This window comes from Alteromonas sp. ISO5, from assembly GCF_058105165.1.
Map to the genome: position 1 here is coordinate 696,157 of NZ_CM176572.1, position 17,462 is coordinate 713,618.

Here is a 17,462-nt window from a genome sequence, read left to right on the forward strand (position 1 = left end):
TATAATTCACTTTGTGGTGTTAAAAGGATTGTTTTACTTGCAGACGCCACTGCCAGCTATCAACGTTTTCGCCATTGCTGAACGGGAAAGCCATATCCACATGGATAACATTGCGGTGACTGGAACGATTAGAGTAAAACCGGGCCCCAAGCCCGGTGCTGGCGAGAATGGCGCTATCTTCGTTGTCGCGGCTGCTTTCACCGGACCAGGCTTTACCCGCATCCAAAAATGCCACCATGCCCATATCGAGCACCCGATAGATATTGATCTTTGGATAGTAACGAAGCTCCACGGAAGTCAGCGCCCGGTTGTCGCCATGCTGATATTGCAATGGATAACCACGGACACCGCTCTCGCCCCCCAGCGTAACCGGTAAATCTGCAAACGGATGACGACTGGCTGATAAGATTCCTGAGGTATAAAACGCAAATTTACTGTTGAGCCGGTTAAAATACTCACCATGCAGGCTGACACTAAAGTAATCATCCTCCAGCACCCCTAGCGCTGACGAGATATCAGCTCCCAGCAGCAACAGGTTACTGCCCCACAAAAAGCCCCGTGAAAGCGAGCCTTGCAGATGGGTACCGAATGCACTTTGTGGCGATTGGGTCTCGATCCCGAGTTTGAGCGTGGCCGCCCACCCCAGGTTAATATCTTCATTCTGATTGGTAAGGTAAATATCCTGCAATACCTGAAAATCGTTTTGCAAATACTGGTATTCCAGCCAGGGATAAACAAAATCGCGGGTGAGCGGTAGTTGTTGGTTAAAACCCGGTTCCGCATTATCTGGCGGCCAGTCAAATTCATCAGACTGATCGGTCACTCCCAGCGTGAGTCGGTGTAAATGATCACCTTGCCGTTGCAATAAAAAACCATAGGCTAAATCGTACTGATGGCCTTTATGGGCAAATACACTGCGAGTACCACCGTTCTGGAAGATTTCATCCACCCGCTGGTAACTCAAATAATTGGCCAGAAAACGGTTTTCGCCAGACAACTGATAAAACGGTTTATCAAACTGCAATTGCACAATGCTGCCGTCATCATTGTCTTCAACATCCAGAATCACGTTACTGTGCGGGATAAACGAGAGCGGAGCACGTACCACAAAGCGGTATCCGGTTCGTTGCTCATCACTTTTATATTCAACGCTGGTATGAATTCCCCGGCCAAACAGATTGTCTTCCTTAAAGCCCACCTCGAAGCGGTTTTTGCCGCCTTTTCGGCCAAAACTCACCGCTGGTAATAATGACCAGTTATCCCAGGTCTCCACCTGAATTCTGGCCATATCGTCTATGTTACAGGTATCAATATAGGTGACTTTCGCATCACGAATATACATTTCACGGCGGATAATTCGTTCTGCTTCAGCGAGTTGCTCAGGAGTAACAACCTGCCCCTTTCTAAAGGGCAGTCGCTCGGCAATGACATCCGCTCCAGTAGTAATATGCAGACGATTGGCCAGACGATGAATAAACCCGGTATCCTGTTTCGACTCGTCAAAAATATCCCGGCTGTTAATAACAATTTCAGCCACCTTTTGCGGTTGTTCGTGACGAACGTCCGAACCACAGCCTTCTTTCGGGAACAGCACTTCACAGACAGCGTATTGACTGAACAGGCTGTATACAAAGAAGGCAGTACAAAGCCGCTTGTAATGTGTAGAACGTCGCATAAACCTTACCGCACGATTCGGCAACAAAATTCAGTTGCACTGAGGATATGGTGATTTATGCCACAGGATTCTTAAGGCAGGCTTAACGCTTTTACCGGGCCGGCGTATACCTCGGCGAATACGGCTTAGCCTGTTGCAGCATACTGTCGATAAATACGCGGACCTTACGCGGGATATACTGACGGTCGGAATAGAGCATCTGCACCGGTTTTTCCGGTGCTTGCCATGCGGGTAACAGGCGGTGCAGTCCGGCATCTGTCAGGTTTTTTGGCAGCATATAATCAGGCATCAGGCTCACCCCCATGCCCCGCTGTACAGCTTTTAACAAAGTACTCATTTCATCAACCACCAGGCGGCCGCTAACATCAATAACAAACAGCTCACCATTTTGATGGGTCAATTGCCATGTAGAAAGGCTACGGGCTGCCAACAAGGGGAGTTGGTGCAACTCATTCGGATGCGATATCTCGGGTAACGTAGCCAATCGGTCGGTCGCAGCAATTAATGAGTAGGACGATGAAAACAAGGTACGTACCACCCAGTCTTGTACCGCCTGATTACCAATCCGAAAAGCAACATCGACCCCCTCCTGCTTGAGATCTATTTGTTTATTCACCAAATTAAGCTTTAGCGCGATATTCGGGTAAACATCCATAAAGCTGAAAAACCAGTTATCCAGCACTTGCGCGGACAACCCAATGGGCGCGGTGATGGTGAGTTCACCAGAAGGCGAATGCACCTCCTGCTCAACACTAAGCGAGATATTTTCCAGTTCGTTGTAAAGCGCCTGACTGCGCTGAAAGAGCAGACTACCGGCCTGGGTTAAACTCAGGTGTCTGGCCGTACGGCGAATAAGCCTTGTGCCTACTGCGGATTCCAGATATTGAACACGACGACTCAATGTGGAGGTCGACATATTCAATCGTTTGGCGGCTTTTGAAAAGGAACCGCATTCAACAACCTTTATCAGCAGGTAGAGGTCCTGATAATTCATCATTAATCCCATTTTTGGGATCAATGATTGCATTTTTACACTTATTTTTACAATTCGATATTCGTTAAACTTTTCACAGTGAGTTTTTACAGGTGTTAAATGTGATGAGTGATTTAAAAGTCAGTATTGTCGATCAGAGTCCGGTGCACGATGACCAGGGTCAGGCACAAGCCTTACGCAATACGCTGGAGCTGGCCAAGCAAGCTGATGAACTGGGCTATCACCGATACTGGATTGCCGAACATCACGCCACCCCCGGCTACGCAAGCCCGTGCCCGGAAATTGTCATTGGCCAGATTGCCGCTCATACCCGGCGCATTCGGGTTGGCAGCGGCGGCGTAATGTTGTCGCACTACAGCCCCTACAAAGTGGCAGAGGTATTTAAAACCCTGGAGGCTTATCATCCCAATCGAATCGACCTGGGGTTTGGCCGTGCCCCTGGGGGCAATGAAGCCTCCTCTCAGGCACTCGCTTATCCTCATGCACCAACACATGCCCAGCAGTTTCCTAACCAGGTGGCACTGCTCACCGGTTTTGTGGATGGCGATAGTTTTTCCGACACCGTGTTTGAGGGATTAAAAACTACCCCTCAGGACAGCCATGCGCCGCAACTGTGGACCTTAGGTTCCAGCGATGGCAGCGTCGATCTGGCGGCTCATTTTGGCCTTGGATTTGTACTGGCATTATTTATTGGTACTCATGAGCGCCCGGCCTCCATCATCAGCCGTTACAAAGCACAATTTAAAGCTCGCCCTGAAGGCTTTCAGTCACCGCAGGCCATGATTGCCCAGGCGGTTATTTGTGCCGACAGTAAAGAAGAAGCCGAGCTGTTGGCGGCATCCCATACCTACTGGAAAGTACTGGCGTTTCGTCATGGCATTCGTGAGTCACTGCGACCGCCCGAACAATGTATGGATTTGTACAAGCAACTCTCGACCTCTGACCAGGCTTATTTTAGGGAAACCCGTGACTCCATGATCACTGGCACCGCAGAGGAATGTGCCAGTGAACTGCACCGCCAGGCGGCATTTTACGACGTGGATGAAGTACTGGCCGTGGCGGTAACCCACAGCTTTAAGGCCCGCTGCCAAAGTTACCAGAAATTGGCTAATGTACTGCAACTTGGCGGCAATTGATCCGGGGGCTTTTAGCCCTCGGATTATTGAGATCAGCCTATTGAGACGTTAAGGATGTATCATGAACCCTTCTCTGCTCAAGGATTACCCTAAGATCCGGTAGCGTTTGCAAATAGGCCGACACGGTCTGAAATAAATACTCTCCGGCCAGATTGTGCCGGCCCTCACCTTCGGTGAAAGCGGTAAACCCGTCCCCACCATCCGCTAAAAAGTTATTTGTGGCCACCTGATAGGTTCTGGTTACATCCAGCGGTTGGTTGTTAAGCAATATACCAGTGACACGCTGCCCTTTTGGCAATGAACTATCGTACTGATAATACATGCCCGAGGACGTTTGCAGTACACCGTTTGTCAAACCAGCCGCATGTTCCAGCACAGCCCTGATTTGTGAGCCTTTCATAGTCATCAGCACCGGATAGTTCTGAAATGGCAGGGCGTCAATCACCTCGGCGACAGAAACCTCACCGGCGTTGATATCGGCGCGAATACCGCCACTATTTGTAAACGCCAGTTGCGCACCAGGAAACCGGGTCAGCAGTGCATCGGCAACCAGGTTACCCAGCGGTGAGGATTCACCATAAGAACGGGTTAACGGCGCCGGAAACGTCGCAACCACCTTTGCTGTACGTTCAGCCATTTGCTCATCCCAGTGTTCGATAACCGCCTGGGTTGCCGGATCGGCCTGCCATTCATCGTCCCAGATGGTTTTAAGCTCAAACTGGTACCCGGTAATACTCGCAGTGGCAGTGTCAAATGTCAGCGCTAACCTGCCCACATTAATGCCGTAAGCATCGGTCGACACGATCAGCGTATTATTCACTTCAATAGGAGCAGGAGTGCCTACATGCGCATGCCCGGTGACTAGCACATCCAGTCCCTTAAGCTGTTCAGCCATCCGAATATCTTTATCCAGTCCGCGGCGCACATCGGCATTGCCGTAACTGGACTGCCGTGCCGGAGTACCCTCATGAACCAACAGTACGGTAATATCTACCAGCGGACTAAGTTCATTAATGAACTGCTGCGTTAGCCTGACTTCATCGCGGGCTTCGATGTGCTGACGCATTTCTGCAGACACCGTATCGTAAAATGCAAACACGCCGTGCATGCCTATCACACCAACTTTCAGGCCGCTGCGCTCAACAATGGTGTAAGGTTTGTCCCACAGAGGTTTATCTGATCCGGCGTAGAAGACGTTACCCAGCAGTACATCATACTTTGCCCGGCTCAATTGAACCAACATGTTGTCCCAGCCATAATCAAATTCGTGATTGCCAATAGACACCGCGTCGTAACTCATCTGATTCATAATATCGATAATCGACTCACCCTGACTCAGAGTATCCATAGTGGAGCCAGCAAAATAATCTCCCGCATCCAGAAACAATGTGCCCGGATATTCGCTTTTGTATTGTTTTACGTAGCTGGCAATGTTGGCGAAGCCGCCTACTTTTCGGGAAGCATCAACATAGCGCACAATATGTGGATGCACTCTGGCGTGAATGTCATTGGTATACAACAGGGTCAGCTTTTTTTCCTGTGCAGCTGCGGAGACGGCTACCAGGCTGAAAGTGCAACACAATAATACGAACACATGTTTTATCAAGGTAGGACCTCGCGAGATGTCAAACCACCGGGATCGGTCGCCGACTAAAAACTAGTGAGTGTACGTCAATCTTTATAGTCGGGCTGGCAAAATCAGTGAAAGTAACAAGCTGTCAGGTTCAATAGCAGATTAACCGCGCTTACCCTTTTACAACATGCCGCCCGATACAGGTATGATTAATGACTAAGCGGACGTTACTCAGCGTTCATCCTTCAGCCTATCGGGAACAATCTATGCGTACTATCACATCATTATCCAGGGCTCTCATCGTTATGGTAATGGTCAGCCAAAGTCTCATGGTGCAAGCTGAACAACTCAGAGCTCGTGAGCTGGATGTTAAACCAGGCGTACTACAGACCGGGCCGCTCAACGCTATTACTGACGTTGCCGGGGTGAAAGTAGGCCAGGTCACCCTCAGTGACGGCGTAGCTCAGCATACCGGCGTAACCGCGATTATTCCGGCTCCGGGCAACCTGCGCAAGAATAAGGTACCGGCCGCGGTGTACGTGGGAAATGGCTACGGCAAGATGGCGGGCATCAGTCAGATCCTGGAATTAGGTGAGATAGAAACGCCCATTATCCTGACCAACACATTGAATGTGGCAGAAGGCATTGCCGGGGTTGTGGAGTGGACACTGAGCCAACCGGGAAACGAAGACGTCCGCTCGGTGAACGCCGTAGTCGGAGAAACCAACGACGGTTTCTTAAATGATATCCGTAGCCGTTTTGTGAAGCCCAGGCATGTTATAAGGGCAATTGAACAGGCAGCCAGCGGCCCGGTTGCAGAGGGCAATGTGGGCGCCGGAGCGGGCACCCGGGCCTTCGGTTTTAAAGGTGGTATTGGTACCAGCAGTCGTAAATTGCCACAGAGTCTTGGCGGCTATACGCTTGGGGTTCTGGTGCAAAGTAATTTTGGAGGGATCCTGCAAATAGATGGTGAGCCGGTAGGCGTTAAGCTTGACCAGTATTATCTGTCTAATGCGTTGAATAACGACTCAGCGGCAGATGGCTCGATTATGATTGTTATTGCCACTGATGCGCCGCTATCAGACCGAAATCTTTACCGACTTGCTAAGCGGGCTATGGGCGGAGTGGCCAGAACCGGCGCCAGCCTGACCAACGGTTCCGGCGATTATGTCATTGCATTCAGTACAGCCGAGGCCCTACGCCGCAGCGAAAGTGAACAGCTTCACCATACCCCTTCTCTTTCGAACAATACTGTTTCGCCGTTGTTTCAGGCTGTTATCGAAGCGACCGAAGAAGCTATCTATAACAGCTTGCTGATGGCTGAGGACGTGAAGGGATTTCATGGTGAAGCAAATGCTTTACCCATCGATAAAGTAAAAGCGCTGCTTAGCCAGTAACCCGCCGAAAACTTAAACCGCCTCACTTCATGTGTACTTTACCGCCTATCATCTTATAGGCGGGCACGCCCCGAATAAGGGTTGCCCGGGCAAATTCCTGACCACAGCCCGGGCAGTGGCACGGGGCTGTGGTGTGATCTTCAACAATTCGCTCTTTAAAGCACTTCACCAGTGCACCTTTACCGCCCTTTCGATACTTAAAGAGCGGTGCTTTACAGTGTAAACAGGCTATCTGGACAGTTTTTACCGGCCCTTTTTTATTCGGTTTTGCCATGAAATTGTGGAGTGGTTAACAGGCTGGTCAGAGTAACAAATATTTCCGTGGAGATCCCGGGAGACATTTCTTACCGTCATACCAGCCTCCGAGCCAGTATCTCCTTAATAGCCTGGCTACCTGCAAATGTTCTTTTGGATGAGTAACACTTTTGGGGAGATACCGGATAGATACTGCGTATCTTCCGGTATGACGGCAAAAGAGATCCCGGATGATTTCTTTCGAAATCTCTGGGATGAATGAGTGACTGTGTCACTCATTCACTTACTAACCGTTACCCGGCCGTTTACTGTGGAGACTCTTACCCGGCTGTTGCCGCCACCTTCGGTGAAATCGATCCACTGGCCGGGCCGTATTTGGCCTTGCTGACTTTGCTATCGTTGATGTTATGACGAATGCTGCCACCCGCGTGTGCTTCCAGCTCAAAGCGGGCAGACACATCCTGTTTAAAGATAAGTGTAATACTGCCGCCTACGGTATCGACTTCTACGTCAGCACTATCAGACAGGCTCATCGATACCCGCGCATCACCGTTTACCGACGTCATTTCAAGACCGACGACCTCGCCCAGCTCCAGCGTTGAATCGCCATTTACCGTTTCGACACTCACTTCACGACTACTGCTCTTTAGTTCAATTTTACCATTTACACAAACCACACTGAGTGGCTCAGGATTGTCATGTTCTGCTTCAATATCGCCAATGGTTTGCGGGCGTTCATTACTACCCGTTGCAGGATTACAATCGCTGACAGGCAGTGATTCGCCAGAGGCAGAAAAATGAATAAGCGCGCTGCATAGACATTATTTTGATGTATAGAACGCCGCATAAACTCTAACCGCACATTTTTCGCAACAAACACAGGCTGCGTTGAGAATAGTGCTATTTATGCCACAGGTTTATTAAGCCAAGCTTAACGACAGTAAGTAAGTTTATTGGTTGTTTTTATAAGCCAACATTAAGCGGAATAAGTTTGCCATTTTTAATGCGAATACAGACCACTGCTTTCTGCTTAGTAATGAATAATCAATATCTTTGCCTTAAAATGCGGTCCGTTTGTGCTATAAAGAGACAGCCAGTTAGTCTCTCGCTCGAAGTATAAACTGGGCAATTGAATTTACCAGCTTATACTCTAAAACTAATGATATATATCGTTAATTTTATGAAATACGATTAATACTTAAGTTGTTAAAATTAGCGATTCTAAACCTAAGAACCTGGTATTTATCTACTACAGGAAAAGCCGATGCCCCCATTTGTGTCAGTTGTCATGCCTTTACTAAATGGCAATCCAGTGCATCTCAAGCAATCCATAGAAGGCATACTCAATCAAACTTACAATAACTTTGAATTCATCATAATCGACGATGGCAGCAATCAGACGACGAAGCAAATTTTGATGGCATACGCTGAATCCGACGCCCGCATCAGATTAATAACTAACGAGCAAAACTTTGGCGTAGGTTATTCGCTTAACAAGGGATTAGCGCTAGCCAAAGGAGAATATTTCGCAAGAAACGATGCTGATGATATTTCTCACCCTGACCGACTAGCGACATTAGTTGATTATCTCCAGGAAAACCCACAATTGACTTTCTGTGGTTCGGATGTCAAATACATTGATATGGAAGGGAATTGCATTGGCGAACATCCAATTAGCACGGATTCTGATATTCTAAAGGCTGAACTATTACTGAATAGCAGGATTTGCACACCGAGTACGATTGTCAAAACTGAGGCAATAAGAGATGTTGGCGGCATTCCGCAAGTAAGAAATGCGGAAGACTACCTCCTTTTCCTCAAGCTAGTTGAACGAGGCTTTATATTTGGTGGTATCAAAAAGCAACTCTTGAGCTACCGTATTAATGATAGCAGTCTTACCCGTAAGTATCGAAAAGAACAACTCAATATCGCGATAGAAGGTTCATATGAGCATGTCTGTCAAATGATACAGAATATCGACAAGCCCGCTTTCGAGCGATTTTGGCTGAGTGTAGCAAGTCAAGGTGAAAATCAAATGATATTGCCGGATCTGATTAAGATCCGTCCTATCTTGAATTTTATAAGGAAAAGACCAGCTTATTCTTTGGCTTGGGGGGGCATTCTCAAGTGGGTGTTTTGGGCTAAACCAGGCAAAAAATCGTCAATCAATGATGTCATTATCGCTTATTATTTTCGATTCTTTTTTAGATCACATTAATCGCTTTCAACGAAGGAAGATGTAAGCCTATGAAACTTTTTTATTGGGAGTCCACACATGGCAACGTTGGAGACGATATAAACCCGTGGCTTTGGAAAAGAATGCTTCCCGATGAGTTTAACGACGATGATAGTACATTATTTATTGGTATAGGTACGTTACTCAATCATCATATACCTGAAGCTAAACGCTATATCGTAGCGACTTCAGGCTTTGGATACGGTGAAAAACCTAATATAAATAACCAATGGGAGTTTATTGGAGTTAGAGGCCCGAGAACAATAGAAGCGCTTGGGTTGCCCAAAGAGACACTTACTTTGGACGGTGCATATTTACTCTCTAAGTATTTAGACATTTCAAACATTGCCAAAAAACATGAAGTTAGCTATATACCTCACGTTTTTAGTATGAATAATGCGGACTGGGAGCATTTTTCTGCACTCACAGGTGTCAATGTTATTGACCCAAGACTATCTGTCGAAGCATTCATCACCGCACTAGCACAATCTGAACGGGTTATTTGCGAAGCCATGCATGGTGCTATTATCGCCGATACCTTTGGCATTCCTTGGCAACCAGTCAAAATGTACGACCATATTAATGAAAACAAATGGTTTGATTGGACCGAATCTTTCTCATTACCGATTCAATTTTCTTACGCAGAACCTATCTGGATAGGAGACAAAAAAAAATCTTCAAAGATTAAGCTAAAAAATACAATTAAGCGAACCTTATCGAATTTGAATGTATTCACCGCTAAATTTGACGCTCCTCCTCCGAAAACGTCTTCTAATAAGAGTTTAAAAATGCTGGCCGAGCATCTTAAGCAACTTCAACAACGTCAGTTTTATTTAACTGATCGAATTATGATGGAAGAAAAATTAGATAAGCTCATAGAAGTGATTGAAAAAAAATTCGGACACAAAGTTTGCTTTGAAAAAACTGCTCTATAATTCAAAATATCTTAGAAACAATAAAGTTAAGACACAAATATAACAAGTCCACGCTGAATGACGCCCGAATTCAGATAATAAGTGCACCACTCATTGATAATGGGTGACAGTTGGCTCATGAGCTAACTGTCACCTTACCGTTTACGGTAGACACTCTTACCCGGCTGTTGCCGCTGCCTTCGGTAAAGTCTACCCACTGACCAGGGCCATATTTGGCTTTGTTTACTTTGGTATCGTTAATATTGTTAATAATTTTGCCACCAGCATGCGCTTCCAGTTCAAAGCGGGCAGACACATCGCCACTGAAGTTCAATGTAATGCTACCGCCTACGGTGTCGACCTCAACATCCGCATTATCAGCCAGGCTCATGGACACCCGGGCGTCACCGTTTACTGAAGTCATCTCCAGATCATCCACTTCCAACAGTTCCAGGGACGAATCACCGTTCACGGTTTCCACACTGACTTCCCGACTGCTACTCTTCAGCTCAATTTTACCGTTAACACTGACTACCTCGAGTGGTTCTGTGCTGTCGTGCTCTACTTCAATATCGCCATTAACCGCTTCAACAGTCAACATGCCGGATATCCCTTTGAGCTCTATGTCACCATTAACTGACTCAACGTTGACCTTACCGCCCAGATTACGGCCCTCAATATCGCCGTTAACCACTTCAATGGATGTGCCGCCCTGTGGTCCTTCTATCTTTACGTCGGCATTCACCGTTTCATAGGCAAAGCGGCTGCCTACCGGTACAAATACGGTTAAATTGTCCTTCGCTTCGTCTTTATCTTCCCAGCGATAGTGATTATTTTTGACCTCCACATCAATCACCACTGAGTTACCGCGTTTTTCAAAGGTAAACTCCTCCGTCAGCTCTCCCAGGGTACCGGTTATTCTGACCTGATTTTTATCCCAGGTTTTGATATCGGCTTTGCCATACACGTGTTCCATTTCCACAAAGGGCTTGCTGTCGGTATCCAGCACCCGGTCGATTTTTTCCTGTGCCAGCGCACTCGCAGACAGTAGTACGCCTGCCACTGCTGCGCCCCAATAAAATTTCTTCATAAAATGTGTCGTCGTTAAAGATTGCATAATTCACCTATTAAATTTGTTGCCATTTGGGCGCGTGCACTCGCTCAATCAGGTCAATCTGTTGTTGATACACGCTTTGCAGCATTCGCAAGAGCGCCATGTTATTCGGATCGTTTTTCAACGCGGCCTTTATTGCATCGGCCGCCGACTCAAGTTCAGCCAGCTGCCCCTGCCAGTTATCAGCCACGGCGTTCTGGTCGCGGTAAGCCACCAGTAATGAAGCCTTCTGCGATTCAAATTGTTTACTCATCTGGGCTACCACCGTTGGATTGGTAGAGCCCACCGGTGGTAGCCCACTACTCATAAACAGCCATACCAGAACTGCCGGTAAAACCAAGCCAGCGGCAGCCGCCAGCGGCCACCAAGAACGCACCGGTTTTGCCGGCGTATCATGGGTAATGGCTAGTTCGATGCCCTGCCATAGATCCCGTGATGGCTTAATATCATCGGATAGCGTATCGAGTTGTTGCTTTAACTTGTCTGAGTGGTTATTCACTACCATCTCCCAACCATTCTTCTAATAACGTTCTGGCCCGGTGGTACTGGGCTTTACTGGTACCGGTGGCCATATTCAGCATACGACCAATCTCCTCGTGTCGATAACCTTCAATCGCGTGCAAAACAAAAACCAGTCGCGCCCGTTCGGGTAACCTCACAATACATTTATCCAGTTGTGTCAGATCGGTTGCCGGTTCTGCCAGTAACTGCTGTTCGGTTTCAGGCTCCATAGAGAACATCCGCTTTAACCATCCTTTTTGCTTTCGCAGATAGCTAATTGTGATGTTGGCTGTCACGCTGTGTAACCAGGTGGCGAACTGGCTCTTTCCTGAAAAATTGCCTAACTTCTGCCATACCTGAACAAACACTTCCTGGGTGGCATCTTCTGCCATCGCAGCATCGCCGGTTAACCGATAACTCAACGCATATACCTTGCCTACAAACCGGTCGTACAATTGCCTGTAGGCAACCATATCGCCCTGCTGTGCCGCTTCAATTTGCTGCTGCAGTTGATGTTGGGTAAATGCCGCCTTGGCATTTACTACATTTCCCTGTTCTACCGTCATACTGAGTGTGTCTGCTTACTTATCATTAGTGTTGTCAAAAGCTTTGTCGCCGGCTTTTATCAAAAGGTTTAAACGACTTAATAATATTTCTTGTATTTCGTTTAAAGCGAATTTCGCTACAATACGGAGCGCCCCGCTAATAAAAAGGAACTGTTATGAAAGTCGCCGCTCTGTATGCCGGAAAACCCGCCCCGCTCGGGCCCAGAAAGGCTCTCTCAGCCATCTGTAAACAGCCGGTCTATTTTCTTACCGTTCATCAGGACAGAACCGACGAAGACTCGCAAGCCAATAAGCGCTTACACGGCGGCCCGGAAAAAGTCCTTCATCAGTACAGTCTCGCAGGTTACGAGTTGATAAAGCAACAATACCCCGCTTTGGCTGATCAGGCTATCGCTGGTAGTATTGGCGAAAATATCACAGTCGATGGTATGACCGATCAAAATGTGATGATTGGTGATGTGTACGCCTTTGGCGAAGTCGTCGTACAAGTGGCTGCTCCCCGAGCACCGTGCAATAAAATTAACCACCGCTTCGACATGCCCAATCTCGATCGTTTTACTGGTAACCATGGGATTACCGGCTGGTATTACCGGGTGCTGAAAACAGGCATCATTCACACCGGCGATAACGTTGCTCTTGAACGTCGGCCATCTCATACAGTTAGCGTCGGCAACTTGATGCGTAGCGTTTACAACCCGGATTATTTTACCAAAGCCAGTGACTACCTGAGCCTGGGAGTACTGGATGATGAATGGCGTGGTAAATGTGAAAAAGCCACGGCTAAAGGCCGGCGCTGACACCCTGGCCGTGCCACACACATCAACAGCTGTATTTTGTTACGGTACATTGCTGCTCCCGCGCTACCAGCGCCGCTTGTTTGGTGACGGTGCCCTCTTCTCCGGCGGTTTTATACGGATGGCGCTTGCGCATGGGTGACGAAGGCTATCGGTTTATTCAACCATCGCCGCACAACACCGTGCGCGGTTCAGTTATCTGGTTAACCCGCCTACAACTCAACACGACAAACAACTGGGAGGACATACCCTATTATCAACGGGAACGTGTTCGTATACGTTCACGTAATAAAGCCATCCAGGCCTTGGTCTATACACGTCGGCAGGGCAAAGACCGCCTATGCCAGGCGCAACTGATTACCACCCACACCAGTGTCCGCCTGGTGTTGCGAGCATACCGCCTCCTGTTCCAGGCTTAATCGTCCACCAGCTGTATATTAATTAACCGCAAAAGTGGCAAACTACCCGGTTTATGTGTTTAATTATTAATCAGCACGCGACAACCTAAAGCCGGAGGCAACATGGATGTAGAGACTATGATCGACGAAATCCTGGTTAAGGAAGGTGGTTTTGTGAATCATCCGGCAGATCGTGGTGGGCCGACTAATTTCGGCATAACCCAAAAGACGCTCTCCCGCTACCTGGAAGTCGCTGTAACCGCTGACATGGTAAAAGCGCTGGATGTGGAGACGGCCAGAGATATTTACGAACTCAATTATTACCGTATCCCTCGCATCGATAAATTGCCGCCCGCTATCCAGCCTTTCCTGTTCGACAGTGCTGTGAATCACGGCCCCCGACGAGCCATAAAATTTTTGCAGGAAGTCTGTAACGATGCAGGCTACGGCCCACTGGTCGTGGACGGCCTGATGGGCCCTAAGAGTAAAGCTCAGGCCTATGCTTGTTTACAAGAGCTAGGCGACTGGATGATTTTAGCATTAGTGGAAGAGCGCCAGATGTTTTATGCCGACATTGTGACGAACGATGCCAGTCAGAATGTCTTTCTTAAGGGCTGGCTGGCCAGGGCCAGAAGTTTTCTGCCTGATTACCGTGTGGCCTAGGAGAGTCGGGTATGAGCAAATTGTTTGAAAACCCTATTTCAGCCATCACCGACTCCGTCTCCAAAGGCGTAGAAACCGTGGCCGGCGTTTTCACGTCCAACAAAGAAAAAGACGCCCAACGTGCTGCCGATGAACAGATGGCACTGTTAAAAGCCTACCAAGCCGAGTTTAACGCCCGTCAAAACCGCACCTGGGCTGACTCTCTGGCTGATGCCTTCAACCGCCTTATCCGGCCCATGATCGTCTCGCTGATTCTGTTTATTTTTGTGATTGCCTATATTTCGCCAATCCATCTTGCCGAGATCACGCTGGCATTGAGTTCGATCCCAGACGGCTACTGGACACTGCTCAGCGTTATCATTGCCTTTTATTTTGGCGGCAGAATGCAGCTTAAAAGTCAGCAATTTAAGTTTAATGAAACCCAGGCGCAGGCGGTTAAAGCACTAATTGAAACCAAAGCTGAATTCAGAAAGCTGGAGATGAATAACGATGAGCCCGATAGAGTATTTGGCGATACCCTGGCCAAACAATCCGACTTTGACACCTCTCGGGCTAATCAGGTCAACCCTGTGGTTGAAGCGGCGTTGATTCACCTGGAGAAAGGCGGCGAAACGAACGATCCCGACAGTAACAGCCAACAGGTACTGAAGGCCAAAATTGCTGAGATGCAGCGGGAAGATGAAGAGCAAGTGATTTCTCGTCGACGCTTTGGACCACGAAAATTAGGCCGCAGATAGGCTCACTAATGTTGACTTATGCATAATGCTACTGAAACGGCGTATGTTTTTTTTCAGTTAATAATACCTCGATATAACCAGCCAGAGTTTGTGCTGCATTAGAGGCCGTTCCGGCGATCAGGAGATACGACTCTACACTACCCAACGCCGGAAGATCATCAACAACCTGTATAGTGGCCTGTCGTTTTCTGATAAGCGATTCTGGCACAGCAGCGACTGCAAGGTTAGCTTCTACCGCCGCCAGTTGCCCCATGGAAGTATCACTGGTATAGGCAATTCTGTAGGGAATGTTGGCGTTGTCCAATGCTTCTAGCGCCAGCTTTCTCCAGGAGCATCCAGGCTCGGCAAGTGACAGAAGCAATACGTTATCTGCAGCAATCGTACTGCCTTTTTGACAGACCCAATAAAGAGGCTCTGAGCGCAAGAACTTGCTACTTTCTTTTAGCATGGCGGTCTCATTGGTTGATATAATTCCAATATCGATCTCACCGCGGTTAAATTTATGGCTAATGTCAACGCTGCGCCCCAGCTCGACATCCAAATTAACGTGGGGAAAACTCAATCTAAATTGAGACAGAATAGCGGGTAATTCCGTTACCCCAAACTGTTCAGGAAGACCGAGCCGTATTGTTCCCTCAAGCTGCGGGGCAATAAATGCATCCATTAAGGAATGATTTAGTGCGAGCATTTTACGGCCGAAACTCAGTAGCACTTCGCCATCACTGGTGAGGTTGATCGAACGGGTGTTTCGCTCCAGCAAACTTTTATCCAGCAATGTTTCCAGTTTTTTGACCTGCATGCTGACTGCAGCAGGTGTCCTGAATACCATTTTTGCGGCCTTTGTCATACTGCCGGTTTCTGCGATGGCAATAAAGGAACGCAGCATATCCAGATCAACGGTTGGGCTGCTGAGCAAAGACAGGCTATTTCCGGATTTGTTGCTATTCATCAGTGCCCCAATTATTAAGATTAACTTAAAACAGGAAAAAGAATTATTAGATTAAATAAATAATAAAAGATTATTAAGCTTTAAGCAATTAAAGCTAACAGGTCAACGCGATGACAGATAAAAAGAACGAAGACAGCACTCAGGTTTACCCCAAACGACATACCCAGAAAAATTTACCTATGCCGTATATGCCTGCAATGCCACCGTTGTTGTTATGGCAGGATTTAAAAGCTATCTACCAGCACATTACCCGACTTTGGCGAAATAAAATAAAGACAAAAAAAAACCGCGCCTGAGCGCGGTTTTTTCTATATCACTTAGCGCTTACGCCTGAGCGATGATAACTACTTTAGCAGTTGCCATTACATCAGAGTGTAATTGCAGGTCGATGTCGTACTCGCCAGTTTCACGCAGTGTACCGGTAGGCAGTTTAACTTCTGCTTTCGCTACTTCAACGCCAGCTGCAGTAATCGCATCAGCGATATCCTGAGTACCGACAGAACCGAACAGTTTGCCTTCTTCACCTGCTGGTGCAGCAATAGTTACTTCGCCAAGCTCAGTAACTTTGTCGGCACGCGCCTGAGCAGCAGCCAGCTGTTCAGCGATTTTTGCTTCCAGCTCTGCGCGACGCGCTTCAAATTTTTCAACGTTTGCTTTGGTTGCAGGAACCGCTTTACCTTGTGGGAAAAGGAAGTTACGTGCAAAACCAGCTTTAACAGTGACAGTGTCACCCAGACCGCCTAAGTTGGCGATTTTATCCAGTAGAATGATTTCCATCGATGCTACCCCTTATTCTTCGCCAAATTACTTATGAGAGTCAGTGTACGGAAGCAGTGCAAGAAAACGTGCACGCTTAATAGCACTAGACAGTTGGCGCTGATATTTAGCGCTGGTGCCGGTAATACGGCTAGGTACAATTTTACCGCTTTCAGTTACGTAGTTTTTCAACGTAGCGATATCTTTGTAATCAATCTCAACAACACCTTCTGCAGAAAAACGGCAGAATTTACGACGTCTGAAAAAACGAGCCATGATTAATTCTCCTTATTCTTCGCTTGCTGCAGGTTTTTCTGCACGCTCGCCACGAGGGGCAGAATCTTCACGACGTTCACGACGCTCTTCCTTCATCATAGGAGAAGCTTCGGTTACCGCGCCTTTAGTACGCATAACCATGTTGCGCAGGATAACGTCGTTGAAACGGAAAGCAGTTTCCAGTTCTTCAACCGCAGCAGCAGTTGCTTCAGCGTTGATCAGAACATAGTGTGCTTTGTGCAGTTTTTCGATTGGGTAAGCCAGTTGACGACGGCCCCAGTCTTCCAAGCGATGGATTTGTCCGCCATCTTGCTTCAGGATAGTGGTATAACGCTCGATCATACCGGGTACTTGTTCACTCTGGTCAGGGTGAACCATAAAAACGATTTCGTAATGACGCATTTAAACGCTCCTTACGGTTGTAGCCTCGCGCAGTACAGCCATCTGCATGGAGACAAGGAACTTAATTTGGGCGGCTGTAAGGGCGCGCATTATATAGAGCTTCTTATCACTGTACAAGCTTTATTC

Annotated in this window: 21 protein-coding genes; 9 read left to right on the forward strand and 12 right to left on the reverse strand. The window is 47.7% G+C overall.

Features of this window, described 5'->3' with window-relative positions:
- Positions 1-19 precede the first annotated feature (19 nt).
- Together AC2T0J_RS03050 and AC2T0J_RS03055 are read right to left on the reverse strand one after the other, a co-directional pair.
- Positions 20-1,675, reverse strand: coding sequence for a BamA/TamA family outer membrane protein (locus AC2T0J_RS03050; protein ID WP_489808714.1), 1,656 nt, complete (start codon positions 1,673-1,675; stop codon positions 20-22).
- Between the two features lie 91 nt (positions 1,676-1,766).
- Positions 1,767-2,702 (reverse strand): LysR family transcriptional regulator, encoded by a 936-nt coding sequence (locus tag AC2T0J_RS03055; RefSeq protein WP_489808715.1) that lies wholly within the window; start codon positions 2,700-2,702, stop codon positions 1,767-1,769.
- Between the two features lie 71 nt (positions 2,703-2,773).
- On the opposite strand from AC2T0J_RS03055, the gene AC2T0J_RS03060 reads away from it, so the two are divergent.
- Entirely contained in the window at positions 2,774-3,805 is a 1,032-nt protein-coding gene (locus AC2T0J_RS03060) for an LLM class flavin-dependent oxidoreductase (RefSeq protein WP_489808716.1), read from the forward strand.
- A 37-nt stretch (positions 3,806-3,842) separates the two neighbouring features.
- On the opposite strand, the gene AC2T0J_RS03065 is transcribed toward AC2T0J_RS03060, so the two are convergent.
- Entirely contained in the window at positions 3,843-5,411 is a 1,569-nt protein-coding gene (locus tag AC2T0J_RS03065; protein ID WP_489808717.1) for a bifunctional metallophosphatase/5'-nucleotidase, read from the reverse strand.
- 179 nt (positions 5,412-5,590) lie between these two features.
- Here AC2T0J_RS03065 and AC2T0J_RS03070 point away from each other — a divergent pair, with 179 nt between their 5' ends.
- Positions 5,591-6,775 carry a DmpA family aminopeptidase gene (locus AC2T0J_RS03070; protein ID WP_489808718.1) on the forward strand — a complete coding sequence of 395 codons (1,185 nt, stop codon included), beginning with the start codon at positions 5,591-5,593 and terminating at the stop codon, positions 6,773-6,775.
- A gap of 22 nt (positions 6,776-6,797) precedes the next feature.
- Here AC2T0J_RS03070 and AC2T0J_RS03075 read toward each other — a convergent pair whose 3' ends face one another.
- The gene (locus AC2T0J_RS03075; RefSeq protein ID WP_489808719.1) at positions 6,798-7,049 is read right to left on the reverse strand and encodes a hypothetical protein; all 252 of its coding nucleotides are present in this window, start codon (positions 7,047-7,049) and stop codon (positions 6,798-6,800) included.
- A 301-nt stretch (positions 7,050-7,350) separates the two neighbouring features.
- A complete protein-coding gene (locus tag AC2T0J_RS03080) occupies positions 7,351-7,707 on the reverse strand; it encodes a DUF4097 family beta strand repeat-containing protein (protein WP_489808720.1) in 357 nt (118 codons plus the stop codon).
- A gap of 587 nt (positions 7,708-8,294) precedes the next feature.
- Here AC2T0J_RS03080 and AC2T0J_RS03085 point away from each other — a divergent pair.
- Together AC2T0J_RS03085 and AC2T0J_RS03090 are read left to right on the forward strand one after the other, a co-directional pair.
- On the forward strand, positions 8,295-9,248 hold the full coding sequence (locus AC2T0J_RS03085; RefSeq protein WP_489808721.1) for a glycosyltransferase: 954 nt from the start codon (positions 8,295-8,297) through the stop codon (positions 9,246-9,248).
- A 29-nt stretch (positions 9,249-9,277) separates the two neighbouring features.
- Complete coding sequence (locus AC2T0J_RS03090) at positions 9,278-10,201, forward strand: polysaccharide pyruvyl transferase family protein (protein WP_489808722.1); 924 nt, start codon at positions 9,278-9,280, stop codon at positions 10,199-10,201.
- A gap of 115 nt (positions 10,202-10,316) precedes the next feature.
- Here the strand turns inward: AC2T0J_RS03090 and AC2T0J_RS03095 are convergent, their stop codons facing one another.
- Genes AC2T0J_RS03095 through AC2T0J_RS03105 form a run of 3 tightly spaced genes read right to left on the reverse strand, consistent with a single transcriptional unit; the run spans position 10,317 to position 12,361 of the window.
- Entirely contained in the window at positions 10,317-11,270 is a 954-nt protein-coding gene (locus AC2T0J_RS03095; RefSeq protein ID WP_489808723.1) for a DUF4097 family beta strand repeat-containing protein, read from the reverse strand.
- Between the two features lie 37 nt (positions 11,271-11,307).
- Positions 11,308-11,799, reverse strand: a complete 492-nt coding sequence (locus tag AC2T0J_RS03100; RefSeq protein WP_489808724.1) for a hypothetical protein — start codon at positions 11,797-11,799, stop codon at positions 11,308-11,310.
- Entirely contained in the window at positions 11,786-12,361 is a 576-nt protein-coding gene (locus AC2T0J_RS03105; protein WP_489808725.1) for an RNA polymerase sigma factor, read from the reverse strand. The genes AC2T0J_RS03100 and AC2T0J_RS03105 overlap by 14 nt, the downstream gene beginning before the upstream one ends.
- Positions 12,362-12,516: 155 nt before the next feature.
- Between AC2T0J_RS03105 and AC2T0J_RS03110 the strand changes: the two genes are divergently transcribed.
- The 4 genes from AC2T0J_RS03110 (at position 12,517) to AC2T0J_RS03125 (ending at position 14,953) form a co-directional block, all read left to right on the forward strand.
- Entirely contained in the window at positions 12,517-13,158 is a 642-nt protein-coding gene (locus AC2T0J_RS03110; RefSeq protein WP_489808726.1) for an MOSC domain-containing protein, read from the forward strand.
- A 131-nt stretch (positions 13,159-13,289) separates the two neighbouring features.
- Positions 13,290-13,574 carry a hypothetical protein gene (locus tag AC2T0J_RS03115; RefSeq protein WP_489810427.1) on the forward strand — a complete coding sequence of 95 codons (285 nt, stop codon included), beginning with the start codon at positions 13,290-13,292 and terminating at the stop codon, positions 13,572-13,574.
- Between the two features lie 102 nt (positions 13,575-13,676).
- Positions 13,677-14,216 (forward strand): glycoside hydrolase family 108 protein, encoded by a 540-nt coding sequence (locus tag AC2T0J_RS03120; protein WP_489808727.1) that lies wholly within the window; start codon positions 13,677-13,679, stop codon positions 14,214-14,216.
- A gap of 11 nt (positions 14,217-14,227) precedes the next feature.
- The gene (locus AC2T0J_RS03125) at positions 14,228-14,953 is read left to right on the forward strand and encodes a 3TM-type holin (protein WP_489808728.1); all 726 of its coding nucleotides are present in this window, start codon (positions 14,228-14,230) and stop codon (positions 14,951-14,953) included.
- A 28-nt stretch (positions 14,954-14,981) separates the two neighbouring features.
- On the opposite strand, the gene AC2T0J_RS03130 is transcribed toward AC2T0J_RS03125, so the two are convergent.
- Entirely contained in the window at positions 14,982-15,839 is an 858-nt protein-coding gene (locus tag AC2T0J_RS03130; RefSeq protein ID WP_489808729.1) for a LysR family transcriptional regulator, read from the reverse strand.
- Positions 15,840-16,012: 173 nt separating this feature from the next.
- On the opposite strand from AC2T0J_RS03130, the gene AC2T0J_RS03135 reads away from it, so the two are divergent.
- Positions 16,013-16,198: a hypothetical protein gene (locus AC2T0J_RS03135; protein ID WP_489808730.1), complete on the forward strand. Its 186-nt coding sequence runs from the start codon at positions 16,013-16,015 to the stop codon at positions 16,196-16,198.
- Positions 16,199-16,226: 28 nt separating this feature from the next.
- Here the strand turns inward: AC2T0J_RS03135 and rplI are convergent, their stop codons facing one another.
- The 3 genes from rplI to rpsF are packed head-to-tail and all read right to left on the reverse strand — an operon-like array spanning position 16,227 to position 17,336.
- Entirely contained in the window at positions 16,227-16,679 is a 453-nt protein-coding gene (gene rplI / locus AC2T0J_RS03140) for a 50S ribosomal protein L9 (protein ID WP_296048160.1), read from the reverse strand.
- 27 nt (positions 16,680-16,706) lie between these two features.
- Complete coding sequence (gene rpsR / locus AC2T0J_RS03145; RefSeq protein ID WP_070178620.1) at positions 16,707-16,934, reverse strand: 30S ribosomal protein S18; 228 nt, start codon at positions 16,932-16,934, stop codon at positions 16,707-16,709.
- Between the two features lie 12 nt (positions 16,935-16,946).
- On the reverse strand, positions 16,947-17,336 hold the full coding sequence (rpsF, locus tag AC2T0J_RS03150) for a 30S ribosomal protein S6 (RefSeq protein ID WP_105934615.1): 390 nt from the start codon (positions 17,334-17,336) through the stop codon (positions 16,947-16,949).
- Between the last annotated feature and the right edge of the window lie 126 nt (positions 17,337-17,462).